The sequence below is a fragment of the Streptomyces sp. NPDC006743 genome, assembly GCF_040703815.1.
GTDB lineage: Bacteria > Actinomycetota > Actinomycetes > Streptomycetales > Streptomycetaceae > Streptomyces.
Window position 1 is genome coordinate 60911 of record NZ_JBEYJA010000014.1, and the last position, 24041, is coordinate 84951.

The 24041-nt window shown below is 73.5% G+C and carries 25 protein-coding genes; 20 read left to right on the top strand and 5 right to left on the bottom strand.

All coding sequences use genetic code 11. The annotated features are described in order from the left end of the window. Window positions 1-2: 2 nt before the first annotated feature. On the bottom strand, window positions 3-626 hold the full coding sequence (locus tag ABZ719_RS14690) for a TetR family transcriptional regulator (RefSeq protein WP_366725563.1): 624 nt from the start codon (window positions 624-626) through the stop codon (window positions 3-5). 134 nt (window positions 627-760) lie between these two features. Between ABZ719_RS14690 and ABZ719_RS14695 the strand changes: the two genes are divergently transcribed. From ABZ719_RS14695 to ABZ719_RS14705, 3 genes are all read left to right on the top strand, one after another. Then, window positions 761-925 carry a hypothetical protein gene (locus ABZ719_RS14695; protein WP_366725564.1) on the top strand — a complete coding sequence of 55 codons (165 nt, stop codon included), beginning with the start codon at window positions 761-763 and terminating at the stop codon, window positions 923-925. A gap of 176 nt (window positions 926-1101) precedes the next feature. After that, the gene (locus ABZ719_RS14700) at window positions 1102-1368 is read left to right on the top strand and encodes a DUF4190 domain-containing protein (RefSeq protein ID WP_366725565.1); all 267 of its coding nucleotides are present in this window, start codon (window positions 1102-1104) and stop codon (window positions 1366-1368) included. Window positions 1369-1520: 152 nt separating this feature from the next. Further along, window positions 1521-2690 (top strand): cysteine desulfurase family protein, encoded by a 1170-nt coding sequence (locus ABZ719_RS14705; RefSeq protein WP_366725566.1) that lies wholly within the window; start codon window positions 1521-1523, stop codon window positions 2688-2690. Between the two features lie 52 nt (window positions 2691-2742). Here the strand turns inward: ABZ719_RS14705 and ABZ719_RS14710 are convergent, their stop codons facing one another. Then, window positions 2743-3453, bottom strand: a complete 711-nt coding sequence (locus ABZ719_RS14710) for an N-acetylmuramoyl-L-alanine amidase (RefSeq protein ID WP_366725567.1) — start codon at window positions 3451-3453, stop codon at window positions 2743-2745. Between the two features lie 60 nt (window positions 3454-3513). On the opposite strand from ABZ719_RS14710, the gene mnmA reads away from it, so the two are divergent. Continuing rightward, complete coding sequence (mnmA, locus tag ABZ719_RS14715) at window positions 3514-4644, top strand: tRNA 2-thiouridine(34) synthase MnmA (RefSeq protein WP_366725568.1); 1131 nt, start codon at window positions 3514-3516, stop codon at window positions 4642-4644. 32 nt (window positions 4645-4676) lie between these two features. On the opposite strand, the gene ABZ719_RS14720 is transcribed toward mnmA, so the two are convergent. Beyond that, the gene (locus ABZ719_RS14720; protein ID WP_366725569.1) at window positions 4677-5501 is read right to left on the bottom strand and encodes an alpha/beta fold hydrolase; all 825 of its coding nucleotides are present in this window, start codon (window positions 5499-5501) and stop codon (window positions 4677-4679) included. 46 nt (window positions 5502-5547) lie between these two features. Further along, window positions 5548-5871, bottom strand: coding sequence for a DUF427 domain-containing protein (locus ABZ719_RS14725; protein ID WP_366725570.1), 324 nt, complete (start codon window positions 5869-5871; stop codon window positions 5548-5550). Between the two features lie 76 nt (window positions 5872-5947). Here ABZ719_RS14725 and ABZ719_RS14730 point away from each other — a divergent pair, with 76 nt between their 5' ends. From ABZ719_RS14730 to ABZ719_RS14750, 5 genes are all read left to right on the top strand, one after another. Further along, the gene (locus tag ABZ719_RS14730; RefSeq protein ID WP_366725571.1) at window positions 5948-6487 is read left to right on the top strand and encodes a TIGR00730 family Rossman fold protein; all 540 of its coding nucleotides are present in this window, start codon (window positions 5948-5950) and stop codon (window positions 6485-6487) included. A gap of 15 nt (window positions 6488-6502) precedes the next feature. Continuing rightward, window positions 6503-7201 carry an SDR family oxidoreductase gene (locus ABZ719_RS14735; protein WP_366725572.1) on the top strand — a complete coding sequence of 233 codons (699 nt, stop codon included), beginning with the start codon at window positions 6503-6505 and terminating at the stop codon, window positions 7199-7201. 30 nt (window positions 7202-7231) lie between these two features. Continuing rightward, window positions 7232-8239: a methionine synthase gene (locus ABZ719_RS14740; protein WP_366725573.1), complete on the top strand. Its 1008-nt coding sequence runs from the start codon at window positions 7232-7234 to the stop codon at window positions 8237-8239. A gap of 15 nt (window positions 8240-8254) precedes the next feature. Further along, a complete protein-coding gene (ligA, locus tag ABZ719_RS14745) occupies window positions 8255-10450 on the top strand; it encodes an NAD-dependent DNA ligase LigA (RefSeq protein WP_366725574.1) in 2196 nt (731 codons plus the stop codon). A gap of 260 nt (window positions 10451-10710) precedes the next feature. Then, window positions 10711-12975, top strand: a complete 2265-nt coding sequence (locus tag ABZ719_RS14750) for a bifunctional diguanylate cyclase/phosphodiesterase (RefSeq protein WP_366725575.1) — start codon at window positions 10711-10713, stop codon at window positions 12973-12975. Between the two features lie 370 nt (window positions 12976-13345). Here ABZ719_RS14750 and ABZ719_RS14755 read toward each other — a convergent pair whose 3' ends face one another. Continuing rightward, window positions 13346-13933, bottom strand: a complete 588-nt coding sequence (locus tag ABZ719_RS14755; RefSeq protein ID WP_366725576.1) for a TetR/AcrR family transcriptional regulator — start codon at window positions 13931-13933, stop codon at window positions 13346-13348. A gap of 97 nt (window positions 13934-14030) precedes the next feature. Here ABZ719_RS14755 and ABZ719_RS14760 point away from each other — a divergent pair, with 97 nt between their 5' ends. The 11 genes from ABZ719_RS14760 (at window position 14031) to ABZ719_RS14810 (ending at window position 24029) form a co-directional block, all read left to right on the top strand. Beyond that, window positions 14031-14402, top strand: coding sequence for a DUF4267 domain-containing protein (locus ABZ719_RS14760; protein ID WP_366725577.1), 372 nt, complete (start codon window positions 14031-14033; stop codon window positions 14400-14402). Between the two features lie 71 nt (window positions 14403-14473). Further along, entirely contained in the window at window positions 14474-14992 is a 519-nt protein-coding gene (locus tag ABZ719_RS14765; RefSeq protein ID WP_366725578.1) for a cupin domain-containing protein, read from the top strand. A 91-nt stretch (window positions 14993-15083) separates the two neighbouring features. After that, a complete protein-coding gene (gene gatC, locus ABZ719_RS14770) occupies window positions 15084-15380 on the top strand; it encodes an Asp-tRNA(Asn)/Glu-tRNA(Gln) amidotransferase subunit GatC (protein ID WP_006130840.1) in 297 nt (98 codons plus the stop codon). Window positions 15381-15383: 3 nt separating this feature from the next. Continuing rightward, complete coding sequence (gatA, locus tag ABZ719_RS14775; RefSeq protein ID WP_366725579.1) at window positions 15384-16877, top strand: Asp-tRNA(Asn)/Glu-tRNA(Gln) amidotransferase subunit GatA; 1494 nt, start codon at window positions 15384-15386, stop codon at window positions 16875-16877. Then, complete coding sequence (locus ABZ719_RS14780; RefSeq protein ID WP_037858086.1) at window positions 16874-17116, top strand: hypothetical protein; 243 nt, start codon at window positions 16874-16876, stop codon at window positions 17114-17116. The genes gatA and ABZ719_RS14780 overlap by 4 nt, the downstream gene beginning before the upstream one ends. Before the next feature lie 16 nt (window positions 17117-17132). Next, the gene (gene gatB, locus ABZ719_RS14785; RefSeq protein WP_366725580.1) at window positions 17133-18647 is read left to right on the top strand and encodes an Asp-tRNA(Asn)/Glu-tRNA(Gln) amidotransferase subunit GatB; all 1515 of its coding nucleotides are present in this window, start codon (window positions 17133-17135) and stop codon (window positions 18645-18647) included. 650 nt (window positions 18648-19297) lie between these two features. Beyond that, window positions 19298-19597 carry a hypothetical protein gene (locus tag ABZ719_RS14790; protein ID WP_366725646.1) on the top strand — a complete coding sequence of 100 codons (300 nt, stop codon included), beginning with the start codon at window positions 19298-19300 and terminating at the stop codon, window positions 19595-19597. A 209-nt stretch (window positions 19598-19806) separates the two neighbouring features. After that, entirely contained in the window at window positions 19807-22044 is a 2238-nt protein-coding gene (locus ABZ719_RS14795) for an MMPL family transporter (protein WP_366725581.1), read from the top strand. Further along, entirely contained in the window at window positions 22022-22594 is a 573-nt protein-coding gene (locus tag ABZ719_RS14800) for a GNAT family protein (protein WP_366725582.1), read from the top strand. Before ABZ719_RS14795 ends, ABZ719_RS14800 begins: the two co-directional genes overlap by 23 nt. A 244-nt stretch (window positions 22595-22838) precedes the next feature. Next, the gene (locus tag ABZ719_RS14805) at window positions 22839-23447 is read left to right on the top strand and encodes a hypothetical protein (protein WP_366725647.1); all 609 of its coding nucleotides are present in this window, start codon (window positions 22839-22841) and stop codon (window positions 23445-23447) included. Window positions 23448-23843: 396 nt separating this feature from the next. Continuing rightward, on the top strand, window positions 23844-24029 hold the full coding sequence (locus ABZ719_RS14810; RefSeq protein WP_366725583.1) for a hypothetical protein: 186 nt from the start codon (window positions 23844-23846) through the stop codon (window positions 24027-24029). Window positions 24030-24041: the final 12 nt, after the last annotated feature.

The window sequence follows — 24041 nt, forward strand, 5'->3', positions numbered from 1 at the left end:
CCTCACTCCCGCCAGTGCCGGCGGCCGATGCTGATCAGGCGCAACTGCCGGGTCGCGAGCCGGGTGACCCGGTCGCGTTCCGCGGGGGAGTCCGGCGCCTCCAGGAAGAGCGAGGCGGTGATCAGCATCTGGTCGACGTACAGATGCGCGAGCATCAGCAGGTCGTCGTCGCTCCACCCCTCGGCCAGGGCGTCCTCGGCCAGTTCCGCCTTCACCTCGTGCGCGAACCGCGCCAGTTGGCCGCGTATGGCCTCGCGCACCGGCTGGACCCCGCCGTGCCGCTCCCGGGCGATGAACCGGACGTGGGCCGGGTACTCGGCCACATGACGGGCGATCAGGCCGACGGCGCGCGCGATGCGTTCCTCGCTGTCGTCCGCGGCGGTCACGGTGGTCCTGATCATCGGGTGCAGGCTGCCCAGCGCCTCCTCCACCAGGGCCACGCCGAGGTCGGCGGTGGAGCGGAAGTGCCGGTAGAAGGCGGTCGGGGCCACCCCGACGGCCCGGGTGACCTCGCGCAGCCCCAGGCTGCTCAGGCTCTGCTCCTCCAGCAGCGCCAGCGCCGCGTCCAGCAGGGCCTGGCGGGTCTTCTGCTTCTGGGCCTGCCGGACGCCGGGCGTGTGACTCATGCCATACAGTTAACAACTGTTCTCCGGAATTTCCAAGCGGTGGGCAGCGCTAGACTGGGTAGTCAGTGAACAACTGTTACCGCAAGCGTCCGCCGGAAGAACACCGGCCGGCGCCGAAGGGGGATCTCGTTCCCATGCTGTTCCTCGTCGCCGCACTGATGCTGCTCGGTGTGACCCTGGGCGCCGTCGCCCACGTGCCGCTCGGCGTCACCGCCGTGGCCGGCGCCGTGATCGCCGCCTGGCTCGCCGTCTTCGCGCTCCGCGAGCGCCACGCGCGCCGCCGCGGCACCTCCCACTGAGGCCGCCGGGTCCGTCCGGCGCCCTCGTGCGGCCGCCCCGGCGACGGGCCCGACGTGCGGCCGGCCGACCGGCCGCAGGCGCCGTCCGCCCGGCCCTGCACCGCCGCCCGGCTCGTCCGCCGGGCTCGACCGCCAGCCCCTCCGACCGTCCCGTACGACCACAGGAGCCACCCGTCATGCAGCTCACCGCACCGGCCACACGCCGCACCGCCACGCGTGACGCCGACGGCATGGCCGTCGCGTCCTTCATCCTCGGCCTGCTCGGCCTGCTGGTCCTCAACGTCGTCCTCGGCCCCGTCGCCGTCGTCCTGGCGGCGGTGGCCCTGTGGCGCGGCACCGAACGCCGCGGCCGCGCCCTGCTCGGCCTCACCCTGGGCATCGCCGACCTCGTCGTCCTCCTGGCCCTGACGCAGATGGACCACACGATGTCCTGGAGCTTCTAGGGCGGCTCGCGGTCCTGGAGCTTCCAGGAGACCTCGCGCGGACCGTGCCGCGGACGCGGGGCCCGGGCGGGCCGGGTGCCGCGGGTTCCCCGCGATCCGGCGCGACCTCGACCGGGGATCCCCGGCGGGCGACCCGTAGAATCAGCCTCACCATGGCTTACCTCGACCACGCCGCGACCACCCCCATGCTCCCGGAGGCGGCAGAGGCGCTGACCGCCGCGCTGGGCGTCACCGGCAACGCCTCCTCCCTCCACGCATCCGGCCGCCGGGCCCGCCGCACCGTCGAGGAGTCCCGCGAAGCCCTCGCCGAAGCACTCGGCGCGCGCCCCAGCGAGGTCGTCTTCACCTCCGGCGGCACCGAGGCCGACAACCTCGCCGTCAAGGGCCTGTTCTGGTCCCGCCGCAACGCCGATCCGGCCCGCACCCGGGTCCTGGCCAGCCCCGTCGAGCACCACGCCGTCCTGGACGCCGTGCACTGGCTCGGCGAGCACGAGGGCGCCACCGTCGAGTACCTGCCCGTCGACGCCCACGGCCGCGTCCACCCCGAGACCCTGCGCGAGGCCATCGCCCGCGACCCCCGTGACGTGGCCCTCGCCACGGTGATGTGGGCCAACAACGAGATCGGCACGGTGCTGCCGGTGGCCGAACTGGCGGCCGTCGCCGCCGAGTTCGGCGTCCCGCTGCACGCCGACGCCGTCCAGGCCTTCGGCCAGGTCCCCGTCGACTTCGCCGCCTCGGGCCTGGCCGCGATGACCGTCTCCGGACACAAGATCGGCGGACCCTACGGCATCGGCGCGCTGCTGCTCGGCCGTGAGCACACGCCCGTACCCGTGCTGCACGGCGGCGGCCAGGAACGCCACGTCCGCTCCGGCACCCTGGACGTGCCCGCCATCGCCTCCTTCGCCGTGGCCGGCCGGCTCGCCGCCGAGCGGCGCGAGTGGTTCGCCCGCGAGATCGGCGCGCTGCGCGACGCCCTGATCACCGCCGTCCGCACGGCGGTCCCCGACGTGATCCTGGGCGGCGACCCCGCGCCCGCCGGGCGCCTCCCGGCCAACGCCCACTTCACCTTCCCCGGCTGCGAGGGCGACTCGCTGCTGCTCCTGCTGGACGCCCAGGGCATCGAGTGCTCCACCGGCTCGGCCTGCACCGCCGGCGTCGCCCAGCCCAGCCACGTCCTCCTCGCCACCGGCACCGACCCCGACCTGGCCCGCGGCACCCTCCGCTTCTCCCTGGGCCACACCTCCACGCAGGACGACGTCGACGCCGTCGCCAAGGCCATCGGCCCGGCGGTGGAGCGGGCCCGGGCGGCGGGACTCAGCTGACACCGCGCGGCGGCCCGGCACGCGCGGCGCGGAAGGCCGGGGCGCGCCGGGCTCAGGCGCGCGCCGCCCGTGAGGCCGGCGCGGTGGGTGAGGTGCTCGGCGCCGGCGCGGTCCGCGCGCGGCGCACCAGCCGCAGGTAACGGTCCCAGTCCCAGTACGGTCCCGGGTCCGTGTGGTCGGTGCCCGGCACCTCCACGTGCCCGATGATGTGCTCCCGGTCGACGGGTATGCGGTACCGCCCGCAGATCCCGGCCGTCAGCCGGGCCGAGGCGGCGTACATCGCGTCCGTGAACGACGACGCCTTCTCCACGAAGCCCTCGTGCTCTATGCCGACGCTGCGCTCGTTGTACGCGCGGTTGCCCGCGTGGAAGGCCACGTCCAGCTCGCGGATCATCTGCGTCACACGGCCGTCCGCGCCGACGATGTAGTGCGCCGCGGCCTGGTGCGCGGGGTCCTGGAACACCTTCACCGCGCTCGCGTAGCTGCCCTGGGTGACATGGACGACCACCCGGTCCACCGGGTAGTCCTCGGGCCGGTCCGCGCGCCGGTAGTTGGCCGGGGAGGCCGCCACCCAGCGGGCCCCGGCGAAGTCCACCGCACCGGCCACCCGGGGTCTGCGCTCGCCCGGCGATCGCAGGCCGCCGTGCCACAGCACCGCCCCGCCCGCGACGGCCACCGCCCCGCCCACGAGCACCGCCCGCCGCGCCGGCCACCGTCCCGCGCCACCGGCCCCGCCGGCCGGCCCCGCCTTCTTCGCCCCCATACGGTCTCCAACGCATATCCGGCGGACCCGGTTCCCGCACCCCCGTACCCTGGAGGGGCTATGACTGACACCTCGCAGCGCTCCCGCCCCCTCCGCGTCCTCGCCGCCATGTCCGGCGGGGTGGACTCCGCCGTCGCCGCGGCCCGCGCCGCGGAAGCCGGTCACGACGTCACCGGCGTCCACCTCGCGCTCTCCGCGAACCCGCAGTCCTTCCGCACGGGTGCGCGGGGCTGCTGCACCGTCGAGGACTCGCGCGACGCCCGCCGCGCCGCCGACGTCATCGGCATCCCCTTCTACGTGTGGGACCTCGCCGACCGCTTCCGCGAGGACGTCGTCGAGGACTTCGTCGCCGAGTACGAGGCGGGCCGCACCCCCAACCCGTGCCTGCGCTGCAACGAGAAGATCAAGTTCGCGGCGCTGCTGGACAAGGCGCTCGCCCTCGGCTTCGACGCGGTGTGCACCGGCCACTACGCGAAGGTGGTCGAGCACGAGGACGGCACCCGCGAGCTGCACCGCGCCTCCGACATGGCCAAGGACCAGTCGTACGTCCTGGGCGTCCTCGACGAGAGGCAGCTCGCGCACGCGCTGTTCCCGCTCGGCGACACCGTCACCACCAAGGACGAGATCCGCGCCGAGGCCGAGCGCCGGGGCCTGGCCGTCGCCAAGAAGCCCGACTCGCACGACATCTGCTTCATCGCGGACGGCGACACCCAGGGGTTCCTGGCCCGCCGCCTGGGCAAGGCCGAGGGCGACATCGTCGACGAGTCCGGCGCGGTCGTCGGCACCCACGAGGGCGCCTACGGCTTCACCGTCGGCCAGCGCAAGGGCCTGCGGATCGGCACCCCGGCCCCCGACGGCAAGCCGCGCTACGTCCTGGACATCTCGCCGGTGACCAACACGGTGACGGTCGGCCCGGCCGCCGCCCTCGACGTGGACGCCCTCACCGCGATCAGGCCCCGCTGGTGCGGCACCGCCCCCGCCGGCCCCGGCACCTACACCGCCCAGCTGCGCGCCCACGGCGGCGAGAGCGAGGTGCGCGCCGAACTGGTGGACGGCACCCTGGAGGTGACGTTCACCGAGCCGGTGCGCGGGGTCGCCCCCGGCCAGGCGATCGTGCTGTACGACGGCACGCGCGTGGTGGGCTCGGCGACGATCGCGACGACCCGGCGGGCGACGGCGGGCGCCGCCTGAGCGCGGAGCACCCCTGGCACCTCTCGTCCGGATCAGTCCGGGCCCGCGGGCTCCGGCCCTGACCCGGACGAAGGACCCCGCGCCCCGTAGAACTCCGCCAGCACCGGCGCCAGCACCTCCGGCTCCACCGCGTGGGTCTGGCCCGCCAGGACGCGGTACGTGCCCTGGGGGGCGGCCTCGGCCACCTGGCGGGCCGCCTCGCGCATCCACGCCGGGCCCGCGTCGCCCGCGACGGCCAGGACCGGCACGGTGACGGCCGCCAGCAGGTCGCGCGGGACCGTGCCGTCGCCCATGACCGCGTCGTCGTAGGCGAGGGTCGGGGCGACGGCCTCCAGGCCCGGCCACATGGGTGACTGGCGGGCGTTCACGATCATCTGCTCGGCCAGTCCGGTGACGCGCAGGAACAGCTCCACCGCGTCGCCGCGGCGGCCCTGCGCGAGCGCCCGCTCCAGCTCCTCGGTGTACCGGGCGTGGTCCGCGGCGCGGTCCTCCCGGACGTCGAACGGCGGCTCGTACACCGCGACCCGCCGTACCGGCAGCCCGGCCGCCGCCGCCCGCAGGGCCAGCGCACCGCCCGAGGAGATGCCGTAGAGCGCCGCGTCGCCGCCCACCGCGCCGATCACGGCCGCGAGGTCCTCCACCTCGCGCTCCACCGCGTACGGCGTGGTGTCCCCGCTCTCACCGCGGCCCCGCCGGTCGTACACGACCGCGCTGAACCGCCGCGACAGCGCCGCCGCCAGCGGCGCGACCGTGGCACCCGTCGACATCGCCCCGCTGACCAGGACGACCACCGGGCCCGTGCCGGTGCGCTGGTAGGCGATCGGGGTGCCGTCACGCGAGAGGGTCTTCTTGTCCATGGCTTCGAAGACTGCCACAAGAGCGCCGCGTCGGCGGCTCAGCGGGCTACAGCACCTCGGCGTCGTAGAAGCACAGGTGGTCCTTGATCGGCGCGACCTCGGGCTTCGGGTCCGGGTAGGCCCAGGCGAGGTCCGCCGCGTCCGGCAGGGACCAGTAGGAGGCGTCGCCCTTGAAGGGGCAGTGGGTGCGCGTGCCGGAGGGCGTCAGCAGGTCGAGGCGCACGTCCTCGGCGGGCAGGTAGTAGCGCGGGGGACAGCCGGTCTCGCGCAGCACCAGGGGGCGGTGGCTCTCGGCCAGGACCTGCCCGCCGCGCACCACGCGCACGTGCTCGTCGCCCTGTTCGACGGTGATCGTGTGTCCTTGGGTCATACCCGGGACAGCGCTCGCGCGCGCGGGCTTCTTCCCGCGCGCGGGAAGAACCCTCCGGCCGCGTACCGTGGGGCGCATGAACATCTGCGTCTTCCTCTCCGCCGCCGACCTCGACGAGCGCTACACGCGCCCCGCCCGGGACTTCGCCCGGCTGCTCGGCAAGGGCGGGCACAGCCTGGTGTGGGGCGGCTCGGACACCGGCCTGATGAAGGTGGTCGCGGACGGCGTGCACGAGGCGGGCGGCCGGCTGATCGGCGTGTCGGTCGACTTCCTGTCGGCCAAGGCCCGGCCCGGCGCCGACGAGATGGTGATCGCGGGCGACCTCGCCGAGCGCAAGAAGCTGCTCCTGGAGAAGGCCGACGCGGTGGTGATCCTGGTGGGCGGCACCGGCACCCTCGACGAGGCCACCGAGATCCTGGAGCTGAAGAAGCACGGCCGCACGGACAAGCCGGTGGTGCTGCTCAACACGGCGGGCTTCTACGACGGCCTGCGCGAGCAGTTCCGCCGGATGGAGGAGGAGGGGTTCCTGCCCCGGCCGCTGGCCGAGCTGGTGTTCTTCGCCGAGGAGCCCGCGGACGCGCTCGCGTACCTGGAGGAGTCGCTGAGCGGGCGCTGACCGGCGGGTGCGAGCATGGCGGGCATGGCTACACATGTGATCACCGGGGCCGGTTCCGGCATCGGCGCGGCCGTCGCCCGCCGTCTGCACGCGCGCGGGGACGACCTCGTGCTGCACGCGCGCGACGCGGGCCGGGCCAGGGAACTGGCCGCCGAGTTCCCCGGCGCCCGCACCCTGGTCGGCGACCTGGCCGACCCGGACCGGCTCAGCTGGGCCTTCTCGCACCAGACGCTCCCCGACCGGGTCGACTCCCTGCTGCACGTCGCGGGCGTGGTCGACCTCGGCCCCGTGGGTGAGCTGACGCCGAAGTCCTGGCACCACCAGCTGAACGTCAACCTGGTCGCCCCCGCCGAGCTGACCCGCCACTTCCTGCCCCAGCTGCGCGCCGCACGCGGCCACGTGGTCTTCGTCAACTCGGGCGCGGGCCTGAGCGCGAACGCCGACTGGTCCGCCTACGCCGCCTCCAAGCACGGCCTGAAGGCCCTCGCCGACGCCCTGCGCCAGGAGGAGCACCCCAACGGCGTCCGCGTCACCTCCGTCTACCCCGGCCGCACCGCGAGCCCCATGCAGGCCAAGGTGCACCGGCAGGAGGGCAAGGAGTACGAACCCGGGAAGTGGATCGACCCCGAGTCCGTGGCGACCACCGTCCTGATGGCCCTCGACCTGCCCCGCGACGCCGAGGTGAACGACCTCACGGTGCGCCCGGGGCGCTGACCGGGCCCGCCCGTTCCGTACGCTGCTGCGGTGAGCGAAAACAGCCAGTTCAGCTTCGGTGGCGCCACCGGGCTCGGGTCGATGCCCGGCGGGGACGCCCGCGAGGCCGTCAAGACCGTCACCGGGACCTTCGAGGACTTCCCCCACCTGCCCGAACTGCCCGCGCGCGGGCCGGGCGCCGACATGATCGGGCGTACCGCGGGCATGCTCGTCGAGATGTACGCGCGCGTGGAGCCCAGCGGGTGGCGCCTGGGCGACCGGCCGGGACGGGACACCAGACGGGCGCGGTCCTGGCTGGGCGAGGACCTCGACGCCCTGGAGGAGTTCACCCAGGGCCACGAGGGCGTCCTGAAGGTCCAGGCGGTGGGGCCGTGGACGCTCGCCGCCCACCTGGAGCTGCGGAACGGCGAGGCCGCCCTGTCCGACGCCGGCGCCTGCCGGGACCTGGCCGGCTCGCTCGCCGAGGGGCTGCGGCTGCACCTCGCGGAGGTCCGGCGGCGGGTGCCCGCCGCCCGCCTCGTCCTCCAGCTCGACGAACCGTCCCTCACCGCCGTGCTGCGCGGGCAGGTGCGCACCGCCAGCGGCTACCGCACCCACCGTGCCGTCGACCGGCAGGTCGTGGAGGCCACCTTGCGCGACGTCCTCGCCGCCCACCCCGGCGGGCCCGTCGTCGTCCACTCCTGCGCGCCCGACGTGCCCTTCGCGCTGCTGCGCAGGGCGGGCGCCGCCGGCGTCTCCTTCGACTTCTCGCTCCTCACCGAACGTGACGACGAGGCGATCGGGGAGGCGGCGGAGGGCGGCACCCACCTCTTCGCCGGTGTCGTCCCCACCACGGACGGCCCGTTGTCAGACCCTGCCGGTAGCGTCATGGGTGTCAGAACGCTGTGGCGCAGGCTGGGGCTGCGACCGGGGCTGCTCGCCCGGTCGGTCACCCTCACCCCGGCGTGCGGACTCGCGGGCGCTTCCCCCGCGTACGCACGCCAGGCCCTCGCCCACTGCGTACGGGCGGCGAGATCCCTCGCGGACAACCCAGAGTAACGGGAGGACAACACGGTGGCCGGCGACAAGCAGCAAGCGGAGACAGCGGTGCCCGCCGAGGCGCGGGAGGAGCACGCCCGGCTCGCGGAACAGGTCGAGGAGCACCGCTTCCGGTACTACGTCAAGGACGCCCCCGTCATCAGCGACGCCGACTTCGACCGGCTGCTGCGCTCCCTGGAGGCACTGGAGGACAGGCACCCGGAGCTGCGCACGCCCGACTCGCCGACCCAGAAGGTCGCCGGCTCGTACGCCACGGAGTTCACCGCGGTCGAGCACCGCGAGCGGATGCTCTCCCTGGACAACACGTTCAACGACGACGACCTCGCCGCCTGGGCCGACCGCATCGCCAGGGAACTGGGCGAGCAGGAGTACCACTTCCTGTGCGAGCTGAAGGTCGACGGCCTCGCCGTCAACCTCACCTACGAGCACGGCCGGCTCACCCGCGCCGCCACCCGCGGCGACGGCCGCACCGGCGAGGACATCACCCCCAACGTCCGCACGATCGCCGAGATCCCCGACCGGCTGCACGGCGACGAGGTGCCCGACCTCGTGGAGATCCGCGGCGAGGTCTACTTCCCGATGGACAAGTTCGAGGAGCTGAACGCCCGGCTGGTCGCGGCCGGCGACAAGCCCTTCGCCAACCCGCGCAACGCGGCGGCCGGTTCGCTGCGCCAGAAGGACCCGCGCGTCACCGCCACCCGTCCGCTGCACATGGTGGTCCACGGCATCGGCGCCCTGCGGGGGTACGAGGGCCTCACCCGCCTCTCCCAGGCCTACGAGCTGCTGCACACCTGGGGCCTGCCCACCTCCCCGCACAACAGGGTGGTCGACGGCCTCGCGGGCGTACGGGAGTTCATCGCCCACTACGGCGAGAACCGGCACTCCGTGGCGCACGAGATCGACGGCGCCGTCATCAAGCTCGACGAGATCCGTCTCCAGGGCCGGCTCGGCTCCACGGCCCGCGCGCCCCGCTGGGCGATCGCGTACAAGTACGCGCCCGAAGAGGTCAACACCAAGCTCATCGACATCAAGGTGGGCGTCGGCCGCACCGGCCGCGTCACGCCGTACGCCCAGGTGGAGCCGGTCACCGTGGCCGGCTCCGAGGTCGAGTTCGCCACCCTGCACAACCAGGAGGTCGTCAAGGCCAAGGGCGTCCTCATCGGGGACACGGTGGTGCTGCGCAAGGCCGGTGACGTCATCCCGGAGATCCTCGGCCCGGTCGTCGACCTGCGCGACGGCAGCGAGCGGGAGTTCGTGATGCCCGCCGAGTGCCCCGAGTGCGGGACGCCGCTGCGGGCCATGAAGGAGGGCGACATCGACCTCCGCTGCCCCAACGCGCGCACCTGCCCGGCCCAGTTGCGCGAGCGGGTCTCCTACCTCGCGGGCCGCGAGTGCCTGGACATCGAGCACTTCGGCGCGGTGGCCGCCGCCGCGCTCACCCGCCCGCTGGAACCGGCCGATCCGCCGCTGGCCGACGAGGGCGACCTGTTCGACCTGACGGTGGAGAAACTGCTGCCCATCAAGGCCTACGTCCTCGACCCGGACAGCGGGCTGCCCAAGCGCGACCCGAAGACGGGCGAGGAGAAGGTCGTCACGGTCTTCGCCAACCAGAAGGGCGAGCCGAAGAAGAACACCCTCGCGCTGCTGCGGAACATCGAGGCGGCCAAGGACCGTCCGCTGGCCCGTTTCCTGAACGGGCTCTCCATCCGGCACGTCGGCCCCGTCGCGGCCCAGGCGCTGGCGCGCGAGTTCCGTTCCGTCGACCGCATCGACCAGGCCACCGAGGAGGAACTGGCCGGCACCGACGGGGTCGGCCCGATCATCGCCGCCGCCGTCAAGGAGTGGTTCGCCGAGGAGTGGCACCGCGAGATCGTGCGCAAGTGGAAGGCCGCCGGAGTCCCGTTGGAGGACCGCTCCTCGGGAGAGGAGCAGGGGCCGCGTCCGCTGGAGGGCCTGACGGTCGTGGTCACCGGCACCCTGGAGCACTTCACCCGGGACGGCGCCAAGGAGGCGCTGCAGAGCCGGGGCGCGAAGGTGACCGGTTCGGTCTCCAAGAAGACCGCCTTCGTGGTGGTGGGGGACAACCCCGGTTCGAAGTACGACAAGGCGATGCAGCTGAAGGTTCCGGTGCTGGACGAGGCGGGTTTCGGCGTACTGCTGGAACAGGGCCCGGACGCGGCGGCCGAAGTCGCCCTGCCGACCGGCGAGTAGCGGTTGAAGGCCCCCCGTTCGGCGCATACCAGATGCATACGGGTGGCCGGGGCGCATTCGGGCAACCGTCGGCGACCGCTGCCCGGGGAAGCCTTCCGCGGCCTACTGTTGAGGGGTGCGCCCGCCGTGCCCGGCTGGGGTCGGGGCGTCCCCGTGCTCCTGCCGAGTACGTGGAAGGGTTTTCCAGCGCGGCCGTGCCCAGGGGACGTCGGGCACCGGGCCGCGTGGCGTGGGCACCGCCGGCAGTGAGAGGGACGGGAATGGAACCGACCGAGAGCGCCGCCCCGCACTCACGGCTGCGCCGGATGACCGGCGCATGGCGAGGGGGCCGGGAGCGGGCGGCAGAGCGTCCGGCCGCGGACAGGCACACCGGGCGCGCGGGACTCGCCGCCCGCGCCGCGCGGTCGTACCCGGTGGCGGAGGACCACGTCCCGGCGGGACCGCCCGGCCGGGGTGCCTCCGCGCTGCCGGGCGCCGGGGCCGAGCGGCCCCCGGCCCGGCCGGCCCTGCCCACGGTGGTCGTCGCGGTGGCCGCCCTCGCCCTCGGCGCCGGTCTCTACGGCGCCTTCTCCGCCGGGCACGCCCTCTTCCCCTCCGGTACGGCCGGCTGGTCGCTGGCCGTGCTCACCGGCGTCATCGTCGGCCACCTGGTCATGCTCGGCCGGGCCCGCTGGTGGGGCGGCACCGGCTCCGGCGCCGCCCTCACCCTGGCCGTGCTCCTGCTCTACGGCTGGGTCCCGGCCGGCCTGGTCAGCCTCACCGTCGTCGTCCTGGTCGGCATAGCCAGGCGGCACCGCTGGCGCCCGGGCGTACTGCACGGCGCGGTCGACATCCTCGGCATCGGCGCCGCCGCCCTGGTCCTCGGCGCCTTCGGCCGGGTACCGACCGTGGAACGGCCCTGGGACCCGGGCACCTGGACCGCGTACACGGCCCCCCAGGTGGTGCTGGTCGCCGCCGTCTACCTCGCGGTCACCCGCGTCCTGCTGTGGTACCTGCACTCCCCGCGCACCGACCCGCTGCCCACCGTCGCCCGCACCGCGCTGGTCCGGCAGGGCCTGGTCGCGGTGGCGCTGCTCGGGATCGCCCCGCTGGTCTGCGTCGTCGCCGTCGCCGCCCCGGTGCTGCTGCCGCTGTTCGCCATCCCGCTCATCGCCCTCGACTCCACGCTGTGGATCGCCCGCGCCCGCGCCGAGGAACAGCTGCGCGACCCGCTGACCGGGCTGCCCAACCGGCAGTGGCTCCTGGAGCGCATCTGGACCGCCCTGGACGACGCCGAACGCATCGGCGCCCGCGCCGCCCTGATGCTGATCGACCTCGACCGTTTCCGCTCGGTCAACGACACCCTCGGTCACCTCGCCGGGGACCGGCTGCTGCTCCAGATCGCCGACCGGCTGCGGCAGGCCCTGCCGCGCGGCGCGGAGGCGGCCCGGCTCGGCGGCGACGAGTTCGCCGTGTTACTGCCCGTCGCCGACTCCACGACGTCCGCGACGCGCATCGCGCGCGGCCTGGTCACCACCCTCAGCTCCCCGCTCGACCTCGACGGGCTCACCCTCGTCCTGGAGGCCAGCGCCGGGGTCGCCGTCTTCCCCGACCACGCCCTGGACGCCGAAGGCATGCTGCGCCGGGCGGACGTGGCGATGTACCAGGCCAAGCGGGACCGGACGGGCGTGGAGGCCTACGAGTCCAAGCGGGACTCCAACACTCCCGACCGGCTCGGCCTGCTCGGCGATCTGCGCCGGGCCCTGGACGCCCACGAGGTCCAGCTGCACTACCAGCCCAAGGTCCGCTTCGACGGCCAGGTCGCCGGCCTGGAGGCGCTGGTGCGCTGGGTGCACCCCGAGCGCGGCAAGGTCCCGCCGGACGAGTTCATAGCGATAGCCGAGTCCTCCGGACTGATGCCCCACCTGACGGAGTACGTACTGGAGACCGCCCTCGGACAGGTCGCCGCGTGGCGCGCCCAGGGCCTGTTCGTCCCGGTCGCCGTCAACGTCTCCCCGCGCGACGTGCACACCCCCGGCTTCGCCGGCTCGGTGGCCGCCCGCCTGGCCCGGCACGGCGTCCCGGCGGGCGCCCTCCAGCTGGAGATCACCGAGCACGTCCTCCTGGAGGACCCGCAGCGGGCCGCCGACACGCTGGCCGGCCTGACCGCGCACGGCGTGAAGATGTCGCTGGACGACTTCGGCACCGGCTACTCCTCGCTGGTGCACCTGCGGCGGCTGCCGGTGAGCGAGCTGAAGATCGACCGCTCGTTCGTGGCCCGCCTCGCGGTGGACACCGAGGACGCGGAGATCGTGCGCTGCACCGTCGACCTCGCCCACTCCCTGGGCCTGCTCGTCGTCGCGGAGGGCGTCGAGGACGACGAGACCTGGGAGCGGCTGCGCGACCTGGGCTGCGACGCCGTGCAGGGCTGGCTGGTCGCCGCCGCCATGCCGCCCGAGGAGACGACGGCGTGGCTGCGGGCGCGCGGCTCGCGCGGCTGGGTGCGGCCCGCCGCCGCGCTGCCCGCCGCGGCCGGCGACGAGTGAGGCCCGGTCCGGCGGGCAGCGAGGTCCCGGGCGGCCGGCCCGCCGGACCGCCGCGCCGCCGCGGCGGCAGGACGCGCGCCGCTGCCCGACGCCCGCACTGCCGCTGAAGGCGCACGCTGCCGCTGAGGCCCGCCCCGCCACTGATGACGCGCGCTGCCTCTCGCTCCGGGCGGTGCGCGCACGGGCGGTGCGTGCAGGTCAGATCAGGCCATATCTCGTCAGTTCGTGGCCCTCCAGTTCTGGCCATGGTGCTTCGAATCAGGCCAGACCGGACAGTTCGGTCCAGCCCGGTTCAGGCCGACTGAGGGCGAGCCGGGGTCACGCGGCCCGGCTAGGGCGAGCCGGGTCACGCGGCCCGGCTCGGCGCGGCTCACCGCGTGCCGGGCGGCACGAAGTGGCCGATCAGCAGGGACAGCCGGCGTTCGTGGGTGTGCTCCGGCAGCCGTCCGCTGCGCATCAGGGTCACCAGCCCGTGCAGACCGGCCCAGAACGTCTCCGTGAGGTGCCCGGGGTCCTCGCCCGGCGCCGCGACCGGCTCGACGGCCGCCAGCAGCTCGCCGAAGGCCTCGCGCAGGGCCGCGGGCGCCTCGGGCGTGGCGAACGGCAGGTCCACCAGGTGCGTGAACATCGCGTCGTAGAGTGCGGGCCGCCGCCGACCGAAGGCGGTGTAGGTCTCGCTGACCGCCGTCAGCGCCTCGCGCGTGCCCCCGGCCGCCGTGCGCGCCGCGCGCAGGGCGGCGGCCAGCTCCGCACAGCCCTCGACCGCGACCGCCGCCATGATCGCGTCCTTGCCCTTGAAGTGGCTGTACAGGACCGGCTGGCTGTACTCGATCTCGGCGGCCAGCCGCCGGGTGGTGACCGCGTCCCAGCCTTCCGCCTCGGCCAGTTCCCGGGCGGCCGTCACGATCAGCCGCTCGCGTTCCGCTCGTTCGCGCTCCCGGCGCGTCTGGATCGTCATGCCTTTCATTCTAGCGGTGCTAGCCAATCTGTCGATGCTCTGTTAGCTTCGCTCTCATTGCTAGCGCCGCTAGCTCATTCGAGGTGGGAGAAGAGACGTGACCGTCACCGCGTACACCCTGGCTGTCGTGCTCGACCTGTTCTGCGTCTTCCTCGGCTACCGCTTCCTGTTCCGGGCCGCCCCCTCCGCCGCCGCTTACGGGGTCCCCGCCGATCCGGCCGGCGACGCCGGCGCCTACCTGACGGTCAAGGGCCTGCGCGACGGCACCTTCGGCCTGGTCGGTCTCGCGCTGCTGGCCTTCGCGGGCGCCCGCGCCGAGGCCTGGTTCATGCTGTGCGTGGCCCTGGTGCCGCTCGGCGACACCCTGATAGTCCTGCGCCACGGCGGTCCGAAGGCCGTCGCCTTCGGAATCCACTGCGCCACGGCCGTCGTTGTCCTGATCGGTGCCGGACTGCTCTTCGCCGTCTGACGTCCGTGCCGGACCGCCTTCACCGGCCGGTGTCCGACCCGAACGGCCGAACCCACCGGGAGAGACGCATCATGTCCCTGTTCGTACCGAAGTTCGACGAGTCCGTGATCGTCCGCGAGGCCGAGGCCGAAGTGGTCGGCCGCGCGCCCGCCACCGTGCGGCTGCTGGCCGACAGCAGCGCGACCGGTGGTGCCCTGTCCACCCAGCGCGTCACCCTCGTGGCGGGCGCCGACGGCGCCAAGCCGCACTGGCACGACAACTCCGCCGAGATGTTCTTCCTGCTCGACGGCGCCGCCGACATCCTCTCCGGCGACGAGGTCCTCACCGCCGGCCCCGGCGACCTCGTCGTCGTCCCGCCCGGCAAGCCGCACGCCTTCGCCGCCGTGCCCGGAGCCGACGCCGACCTGCTCATCGTCCTGGCGCCGGGCGTCGAGCGTTTCGAGTACTTCCGCCACCTGCGGCGCATCGCCCTCGGCGAGGTCGCCCCGGAGAGTCTGCTGGAGGTCCAGGACCTCTACGACAACCACTTCCTGGGCAGCACCGCGTGGGACGCGCGGCGCCGGGCGCAGGCGCCGGGGGAAACCGTTTAACGGCCACGGGGTCCGGCCCCATAGGATTGGGCCAAACCGACTTTCCCAAGCCGATTTGCCCAACCACACACTCACCCCAGAGGAACGCTGCATGCCTGGCATCACGCGCGAGGAGGTCGCCCACCTCGCCCGGCTGGCGCGTCTGGAGCTGAAGCCCGAAGAGCTCGACCACTTCGCGGGACAGCTGGACGACATCATCGGCGCGGTGGCCCGCGTCAGTGAGGTCGCCGACCAAGACGTACCCCCGACCTCCCACCCGCTGCCGCTGACCAACGTCATGCGCGCGGACGAGGTCCGTCCGTCGCTCACCCCCGAGCAGGCGCTGTCCGGCGCCCCGGCCCAGGAGCAGCAGCGTTTCAAGGTGCCGCAGATCCTGGGGGAGGAGTAAGCAATGACGGACATCATCAAACTCACCGCTGCCGAGACGGCCGCGAAGATCGCCTCCGGTGAGCTGACGGCCGTCGAGGTCACCGAGGCCCACCTCGCCCGGATCGAGGCCGTCGACGAGAAGGTGCACGCCTTCCTGCACGTCGACCGCGAGGGCGCGCTCGCCCAGGCCCGCGCCGTGGACGAGAAGCGGGCGCGCGGCGAGAAGCTCGGCCCGCTGGCCGGCGTACCGCTCGCGCTGAAGGACATCTTCACCACCGAGGGCGTGCCGACCACGGTCGGCTCCAAGATCCTCGAAGGCTGGATCCCGCCGTACGACGCGACGCTCACCAAGCGGCTCAAGGACGCCGACGTCGTCATCCTCGGCAAGACCAACATGGACGAGTTCGCCATGGGGTCCTCCACGGAGAACAGCGCCTACGGCCCGACCGGCAACCCCTGGGACCTCACCAAGATCCCCGGCGGCTCCGGCGGCGGTTCCTCCGCCGCGCTCGCCTCCTTCCAGGCGCCGCTGGCCATCGGCACCGACACCGGCGGCTCCATCCGCCAGCCGGCCGCCGTCACCGGCACGGTCGGCGTCAAGCCGACCTACGGCGCGGTCTCCCGCTACGGCATGGTGGCGTTCTCCTCCTCCCTCGACCAGGGCGGCCCCTGCGCCCGTACGGTCCTGGACGCCGCGCTGCTGCACGAGGTGATCGCCGGGCACGACCCGCTCGACTCCACCTCCATCGACGAGCCGGTCCCGCCGGTCGTCGAGGCCGCCCGCAACGGCAGCGTGGCCGGCATGCGCGTCGGCGTCGTCAAGCAGTTCCGCGGCGAGGGCTACCAGGCCGGCGTCATCCAGCGCTTCGACGAGTCCGTCGAGGTGCTCAAGGAGCTGGGCGCGGAGATCGTCGAGCTGGACTGCCCGTCCTTCGACCTGGCCCTGTCGGCGTACTACCTGATCGCGCCGTCCGAGTGTTCGAGCAACCTCGCCCGCTTCGACGGTCTGCGCTACGGCCTGCGCACCGGTGACGACGGCTCGCACTCCGCCGAGGAGGTCACCTCCCTCACCCGTGAGGCGGGCTTCGGCCCCGAGGTCAAGCGCCGCATCATGCTCGGCACGTACGCGCTCAGCTCCGGCTACTACGACGCGTACTACGGCAGCGCCCAGAAGGTCCGTACGCTGATCAAGCAGGACTTCGACAAGGCGTTCGAGCAGGTCGACGTGATCGTCTCCCCGACGACCCCGACCACCGCCTTCGCGATCGGTGAGCGCGCCGACGACCCGATGGCGATGTACCTGGCCGACCTGTGCACCATCCCCACCAACCTGGCGGGCAACGCGGCCATGTCCCTGCCCTGCGGTCTCGCCCCCGAGGACAACCTCCCGGTGGGCCTGCAGATCATCGCCCCGGTGATGAAGGACGACCGCCTGTACAAGGTGGGTGCCGCCGTCGAGGCCGCGTTCGTGGAAAAGTGGGGACATCCGCTGCTTGAGGAGGCTCCGTCGCTGTGAGCAACGCACTGTCCAAGGCCAAGGGCTTCAAGAAGTCCAAGTCCGGTACGTACCTGTCCATGGCGACGACCGCGTTCGGCGCCGTCAGCGTCATCAAGCAGGCCAAGAAGGCCCGCACGGAGAGCGACACGCTGCGCCTGATCGACGCCGCCGTGTCGGCCGCCGCCATCGTCACCGGCCTCGCCATCCTCTACCGCGAGCTGAAGCGGCTGGGCGACGACGACGTCCTGCTGGGCTGAGAGGGAAGTTTTCACCGTGACCACCACGACCGACCTGGTGTCGTACGAGGACGCGCTGGCGTCGTACGACCCCGTCATGGGCCTCGAGGTCCATGTCGAACTCGGCACCCGCACCAAGATGTTCTGCGGCTGTTCGACCGCGCTCGGTGCCGACCCGAACACCCAGACCTGTCCCGTCTGCCTCGGCCTGCCCGGCGCCCTCCCGGTCGTCAACGCGACCGGCGTGGAGTCCGCCGTCAAGATCGGCCTCGCGCTGAACTGCTCGATCGCCGAGTGGTGCCGCTTCGCCCGGAAGAACTACTTCTATCCGGACATGCCGAAGAACTTCCAGACCTCCCAGTACGACGAGCCGATCGCCTTCGACGGGTACCTCGACGTGCAGCTGGAGGACGGCGAGACCTTCCGCGTGGAGATCGAGCGCGCCCACATGGAGGAGGACACCGGCAAGTCGACGCACGTCGGCGGCGCCACCGGCCGTATCCACGGCGCGTCCCACTCCCTGCTCGACTACAACCGCGCCGGCATCCCGCTCATCGAGATCGTCACCAAGCCGATCGTCGGTGCCGGTGAGCGTGCCCCGGAGGTCGCCAAGGCCTACGTCCGTGAGCTGCGCGAGCTGATCCGCGCGCTCGGCGTCTCCGAGGCCCGCATGGAGATGGGCCAGATGCGCTGCGACGTGAACCTGTCGCTGATGCCCAAGGGCGCCGACAAGTTCGGCACGCGCAGCGAGACGAAGAACGTCAACTCGCTGCGTTCCGTCGAGCGCGCCGCCCGGTTCGAGATCCAGCGGCACGCGGCGGTGCTCTCCTCGGGCGGCACCATCGTCCAGGAGACCCGCCACTTCCACGAGGACACAGGGTCCACGACCTCGGGCCGGATCAAGGAGGAGGCCGAGGACTACCGGTACTTCCCCGAGCCCGACCTGGTGCCGGTGGCCCCCTCGCGCGAGTGGGTCGAGCAGATCCGCGCCGCGCTGCCCGAGCTGCCGCTGGCCCGCCGCACCCGGCTGCTGGCGGAGTGGGGCATCTCGGCCACCGACATGCAGGCCATCCTCAACGCCGGCGCGCTGGACCCGATCGTCGCCACCATCGACGCCGGGGCCGATGCGGCCTCCGCCCGCAAGTGGTGGATGGGCGAGCTGGCGCGCAGCGCCAACGAGTCCGGCAAGAGCCTGGACGAGCTGGCCATCACCCCGCAGCAGGTCGCCCGGGTCACCGAGCTGGTCGCCGCGGGAGAGCTGAACGACAAGCTGGCCCGTCAGGTCATCGAGGGCGTCCTCGCGGGCGAGGGCACCCCGGACGAGGTCGTCGACAAGCGCGGCCTGAAGGTCGTCTCCGACGAGGGCGCGCTGACCGCCGCCGTCGAGGAGGCCATCGCCGGGAACCCGGGCGTCGCGGACAAGATCCGCGGCGGCAAGGTGGCCGCGGCCGGCGCGCTGGTCGGCGCCGTCATGAAGGCCACCCGCGGCCAGGCGGACGCGGCCCGCGTCAAGGAGCTGATCCTCGAGAAGCTCGGCGTCGGCGAGGGCTGAGCCGCCGGAGGCGGTGACGCAGTGACCCTGGGGGGACGCATCGGGCGCGATGCGTCCCCCCAGGGGTTTCCCGGGCCCTCGGGTTCCCGGGACGGGGCAGACGCCCCAGGGGGCGCCCCTCCGGTCGTCCCGCGGTGGTCGCGCCGGTCCTCGGCACCATGGCCGTCCCGTGGCCGTCGCCCCCGTCGGCGACCCCGCTTCAGGCCGGCCGGACGCAGCCGCTACGCTCGCCCGCCATGAGTGGACGCGCCGATTCCGAGACGCCGGCACGGATATCCGACACCGGGACGCCCGCCCGGACAGCCGACCCAGGGACGCCGCCACGGACAGGCGAGACGCCGGCACGGACAGCTGATGCAGGGACGCCGGCACGGACAGGCGAGACGCCGGCACGGACAGCCGAGGCGCCGACCCGGACGGCTGATGCCGGGACCCCGGCACGGTCCTCCGTGGCGCCCGCCCGGTCCTCCGTCGCGCCCGCGCAGTCGTCCATGGCGCCCGCACGGAGCGCAGGGACCCCCGCACGGAGCGCAGGAACGCCCGCATCGAGCGCAGGGACCCCCGCGCGGGCCCTGCCGAAGGGCGGGACGCCTCGTGGGGCACACGCCGGGCCGTGCGGTTCCGCCGGCGCACCCGCGGCGGACGTCGCCCTGCTGGACGCCGCCCCGCCGCACGAACCCGGCGACGAACCGCCCGAGGGCGTCTCGGTGGCCCGCCGGGCCCGCTGGGTGGCCGCCGGTACCGGTGCGCTGCTGACCCTCGCCGGACTCGGCGCGTCCCTGCTGCGGCTCAGCGGCGCCGCCCCGGCCCGCATACCGGCCGCCTACGCCGTCGGAGCCGTCCTGTGCGCCTGCGCGGCCGTCCTGGGACACCGGGGCCGTACCCGGCGGGCACTGTGGCTCCTCATCGCCGGGGTGATGGTGATGGCCCTCGGCGACGAGCCCGCCTGACGGCCCCTCGCCCCCGGCTCTCCCAGGAGCCTGTGACTTCCCCGGTGAATCGCGTCGCAATGGTGTGAGTAAGGCCACGAATGCGGTAAACGATCACATTCGCCTGCAAGAGTGTTTTCACCTTGCTCATGCGTTCTTTGCGGGCTGTTCCGTTCAGGGACGACTGTTCCTGGTCAAAGATCCACAAAAAGACACTGGGAGCACGTTTCGTGGCAGCCCTCGCGCGCTGGTGCGTCCGGCACCGCCTCGTCACCGTTCTGCTCTGGCTCCTCGCCCTCGGCGGGGTCACGGTCGCCGCCGCCGTCGCAGGCCCCGCGTACTCCAACGACTACGAGGTCCCCGGCACCGAGTCGGGCCGTGCCACCCAGTTGCTGCAACAGGGTTTCCCGGGCCTCGGAGGGGACAGCGACACCGTCGTCTGGCACACCGCCTCCGGCACCGTCCGGGCCGCCGACGTCGAGCAGACCATGACCCGCGCCCTGGACCGCATCGAGTCCCTGCCCGCCGTGGCCTCCGTGACCAGCCCCTACAAGGGCCAGGCCACCCAGGTCACGGACCGGATCAGCCGTGACGGCCACACCGCGTACGCGACGGTCACCTTCGCCCGCCCCGCCCAGGACATCACCAAGGCCCAGGCGGAGGCCGTCGTCCGGGCCGCCAAGGAGGCCCAGAGCGACGGGCTCCAGGTGGAACTGGGCGGGAGCGCCGTCGGAGCCACCCAGTCCTCCGGCGGGCACCTCGCCGAGATCCTGGGCGTCGCCGTGGCCGCCGTGGTGCTCCTGGTGGCGTTCGGTTCGCTCGCCGCGTCCCTGCTGCCCATCGCCACGGCGCTGGTGAGCGTCGGCACCGCCCACGCGGCCATAGGGCTGCTCGGCCACGCCATGACGGTCGCCGACTTCGCCCCGATGCTGGGCATGCTCATCGGGCTCGGCGTGGGCATCGACTACGCGCTGTTCATCGTCACCCGCCACCGCAGGGGGCTCAAGCGCGGTCTCCCGGTCACCGAGGCGGCCACGAACGCCGTCGCCACCACCGGACGCGCCGTGGTCTTCGCGGGCGCGACCGTCTGCATCGCCCTGCTGGGCATGCTGATCCTGCGTCTCGGCTTCCTCAACGGCGTCGCGGTCGCCGCCGCGTCCACCGTCGTCCTCACCGTCGCCGCCTCGGTGACCCTGCTGCCCGCCCTGCTGTCCTGGATCGGCCCGCGTGCCCTCAGCCGCCGCGAGCGGCGGCGCCTGGCCGAGCACGGCCCCGGGCCGGAGGTGCCCACCGGGTTCGCCGCCCGCTGGTCGGCCTTCGTGGAACGCCACCCCAAGCTCCTCGGCTCCCTCGCCCTCGCCGTCGTCACCGTGCTCGCCCTGCCCACGCTCTTCCTCCACCTGGGCACCTCCGACCAGGGCAACGACCCCGCGTCCTCGACCACCCGGCGGGCGTACGACCTCCTCGCCGACGGCTTCGGGCCCGGCGTCAACGGCCCGCTCACACTGGTGACCCGTATCGACGGGGCCGGGGACCGGCTCGCCCTGGACAACCTCGGCACCACCCTGCGCGCCACCGACGGCGTCGCCGCGGTCACCCCGGTGACCTACAACACCGGCGGCACCACCGCCTACCTGAACGTCGTCCCCGACTCCGCGCCCCAGTCGCAGCGCACCAGCGACCTCGTCGACCGGCTGCGCGAGAAGGTGCTGCCGCGCGCCGAGACCGGCACCTCGCTCGACGTGCACGTCGGCGGCGTGACCGCCGGGTACGACGACTTCGCCGGCGTCATCGTCGCCCGGCTGCCGCTGTTCGTCGGTGTCGTCGTGGGCCTCGGCTGCGTCCTGCTGCTGCTCGCCTTCCGCTCGGTGGGCATCCCCCTCAAGGCCGCCGTCATGAACGTCGCGGCCGTCGCCGCCTCCTTCGGCGTCGTCGTCACGATCTTCCAGTGGGGCTGGGGAAGCGAGTTCCTCGGCCTCGGCCGCGCCGGGCCCATCGAACCCTTCCTGCCCGTGATCATGGTCTCGGTCCTCTTCGGACTCTCCATGGACTACCAGGTCTTCCTGGTCAGCCGGATGTACGAGGAGTGGCTGGAGACCGGTGACAACCGGCGCGCCGTCCGGGTCGGCCTGGCCGAGACGAGCCGGGTGATCAACTCCGCCGCGGTCATCATGATCTCCGTCTTCCTCGCCTTCGTGCTCGGCGGCGACCGGGTGATCGCCATGTTCGGCATCGCGCTCGCCGCCGCCGTCGCCCTGGACGCCTTCGTCCTGCGCACCCTGCTCGTGCCCGCGCTCATGCACCTGCTCGGCCGTGCCAACTGGTGGCTGCCGCGCCGCCTGGACCGCGTCCTGCCGCGCATCAGCATCGAGCCGCCCGAGTGCCGCGCCGCCCATGAGAGGCTCGGCGACGTCATGGCGGAACTGGCGAAGGAGCAGGAAACGGATGTACGCGATATCCCTGGATGACGGCGCCGAACTGCGGCCGCTGGAACCCTGGCACGCCCAGGACTTCCTCGCCCACCTCGACCGCGGGCGCGCGTTCATCAACCGGCACGTCCCCTTCGCGGCGCACGCCACCGACGTGGACTCCGCCCGCGCCGTCCTCCAGTCGTACGCCGACAAGCGCGCCGCCGACCGCGGCTTCCTGCACGGCCTGTGGCTGGAGGGGACCCTGGTCGGCGGGCTGCTGTTCCCCGCCTTCGACGCGACGACCGGCACGTGCGAGATCGGCTGCTGGCTGGAACCGGAGGGCACCGGCCGGGGGCTGGTCACCCGTGGGGCCCGGGTCCTGCTCGACTGGGCGTTCGACGAGCGTGGCATGCACCGCGCGGAGTGGCACGTGTCGTCGGCCAACGAGGCGAGCATCAACGTCGCGCGGCGCCTGGGCCTGACCCGCGAGGGCGTGCTCCGCGAGCACTACCCCTACCGGGGCGTACGCCAGGACACCGAGATCTGGGCCGTCCTCGCCCCTGAGTGGCGGGCGTCCCGCGCGCATGGCGGCGACGGCGACCGTTAAGAGCCCTCTCAGACTGCGTCCGTACGGTGCCCGCATGGGAACCAGGACCGCAGACGAGGCCCGAGCCACCACCGGCACCGAGGCGACGGACGAGACGGAGGCGAAGCGCGAGACGCAGGCGCGGAACCGGGCGCAGCAGGAGACGGAGCAGCCGGCGGCGGCCGGCCGGGCGACCGCGCCGGACCAGACGAACGAGGCCGACGAGGCGCACGACGCCGACGAGGCCAAAGATGCGGAGACCGGGGTGACGGCTGGCGCCGGCGCGGCAGGGGAGGACCGGGACCGGGAAGCCGGTGAGCCCGGGGAAGCCGGTGCGACCGCTGCCGAGTCCGGTACCGCGACCGGCGAGCCCGGCCACGCCGGTCCCGAAGCCGGTACCGAAGAAGCCGGAGCCGGTACGGAGGAAGCCGAGGCCGGCGCCGAGGAAGCCGGTGCCGAGGAGGCCGGGGCCGAGGCGGCCCGCTCGGGCGTGGGGCAGGGCGCCGGTGCCGTCGTGTCCGCCGCCCTGGGCCTCGTCTCGCTCAGCGGCAGCTGGCTCGGCACCGTCGCCGGTGCCCGCGAGCAGTTGACCGGCCAGTTGCGGACCTCCACCTCCGCGAGCGTCGCCACGCAGATCAAGGAGGTCTACGGCGACGCCTGGCACACCACCGCCCTGTGGGGCGGCCTGTTCGCGCTGCTCGCTCTGATCGTCGGTGCCGCGGTGCTGGCCCGGCCGGCGTTCGGAGCCCCGGGCAGGCCGCAGGCACCCTGGACCAGGTCGGTCGCCTGGGCGGGCGTCGCCCTCGGTGCCGTCGGCCTGCTGCTGGCCGTCCTGAAGTACACCGACGTCCTGCTCGGGCTCCCCTCCGCCTGAGTCCGGCCACCCCCTGCCCCGGCCGTGCCACGCGGGATCTCATGACCCCGCGATCTCATGAACGTCATAAGGACCTCAGAGGCGGCTCCGAGGCCCCCGTGCGCGACTGAGAGCTGCGTGCAGAAGGGGGCGCCCGGCTCGCGACGCCCGGCACGCACCCTCGCGGCGTCGCCGAAAGGCCCTGACAGCTCCGCCACAACGGACCTTCCGGCGCCTTGCGATCGCACGCACCGGACGCCGCGACCTGGTCGGACTCCCCTTTCGTCCGCGGTTCTAAGGCCCCAGGCCCCCCGAAGATGCGGAACTCGCCCGATGCGGGCCGCCCGCCTGGGTGGCGAAGGTGGTGTCCGGCACCGCGAGAAGCGTGGCCGGACACCACCTCACCAGGGGGACACCATGTTCACGTACGAGTTCCACGAGCTGCGCTCCAGCGAGCTGCGCCGCCAGGCCGAACAGGAGCGGCTGGCCCGGTCGGTGCTCCGCCACCGCCGTGCCGCCCGCCGCACAGCCTCCCAGGAGGCACCCGAGGCCGAGGCGCATAGCGACGGCCCACGCCGGCACCGGTTCACCAGGGCCGCGTGAGGACACAGCCGC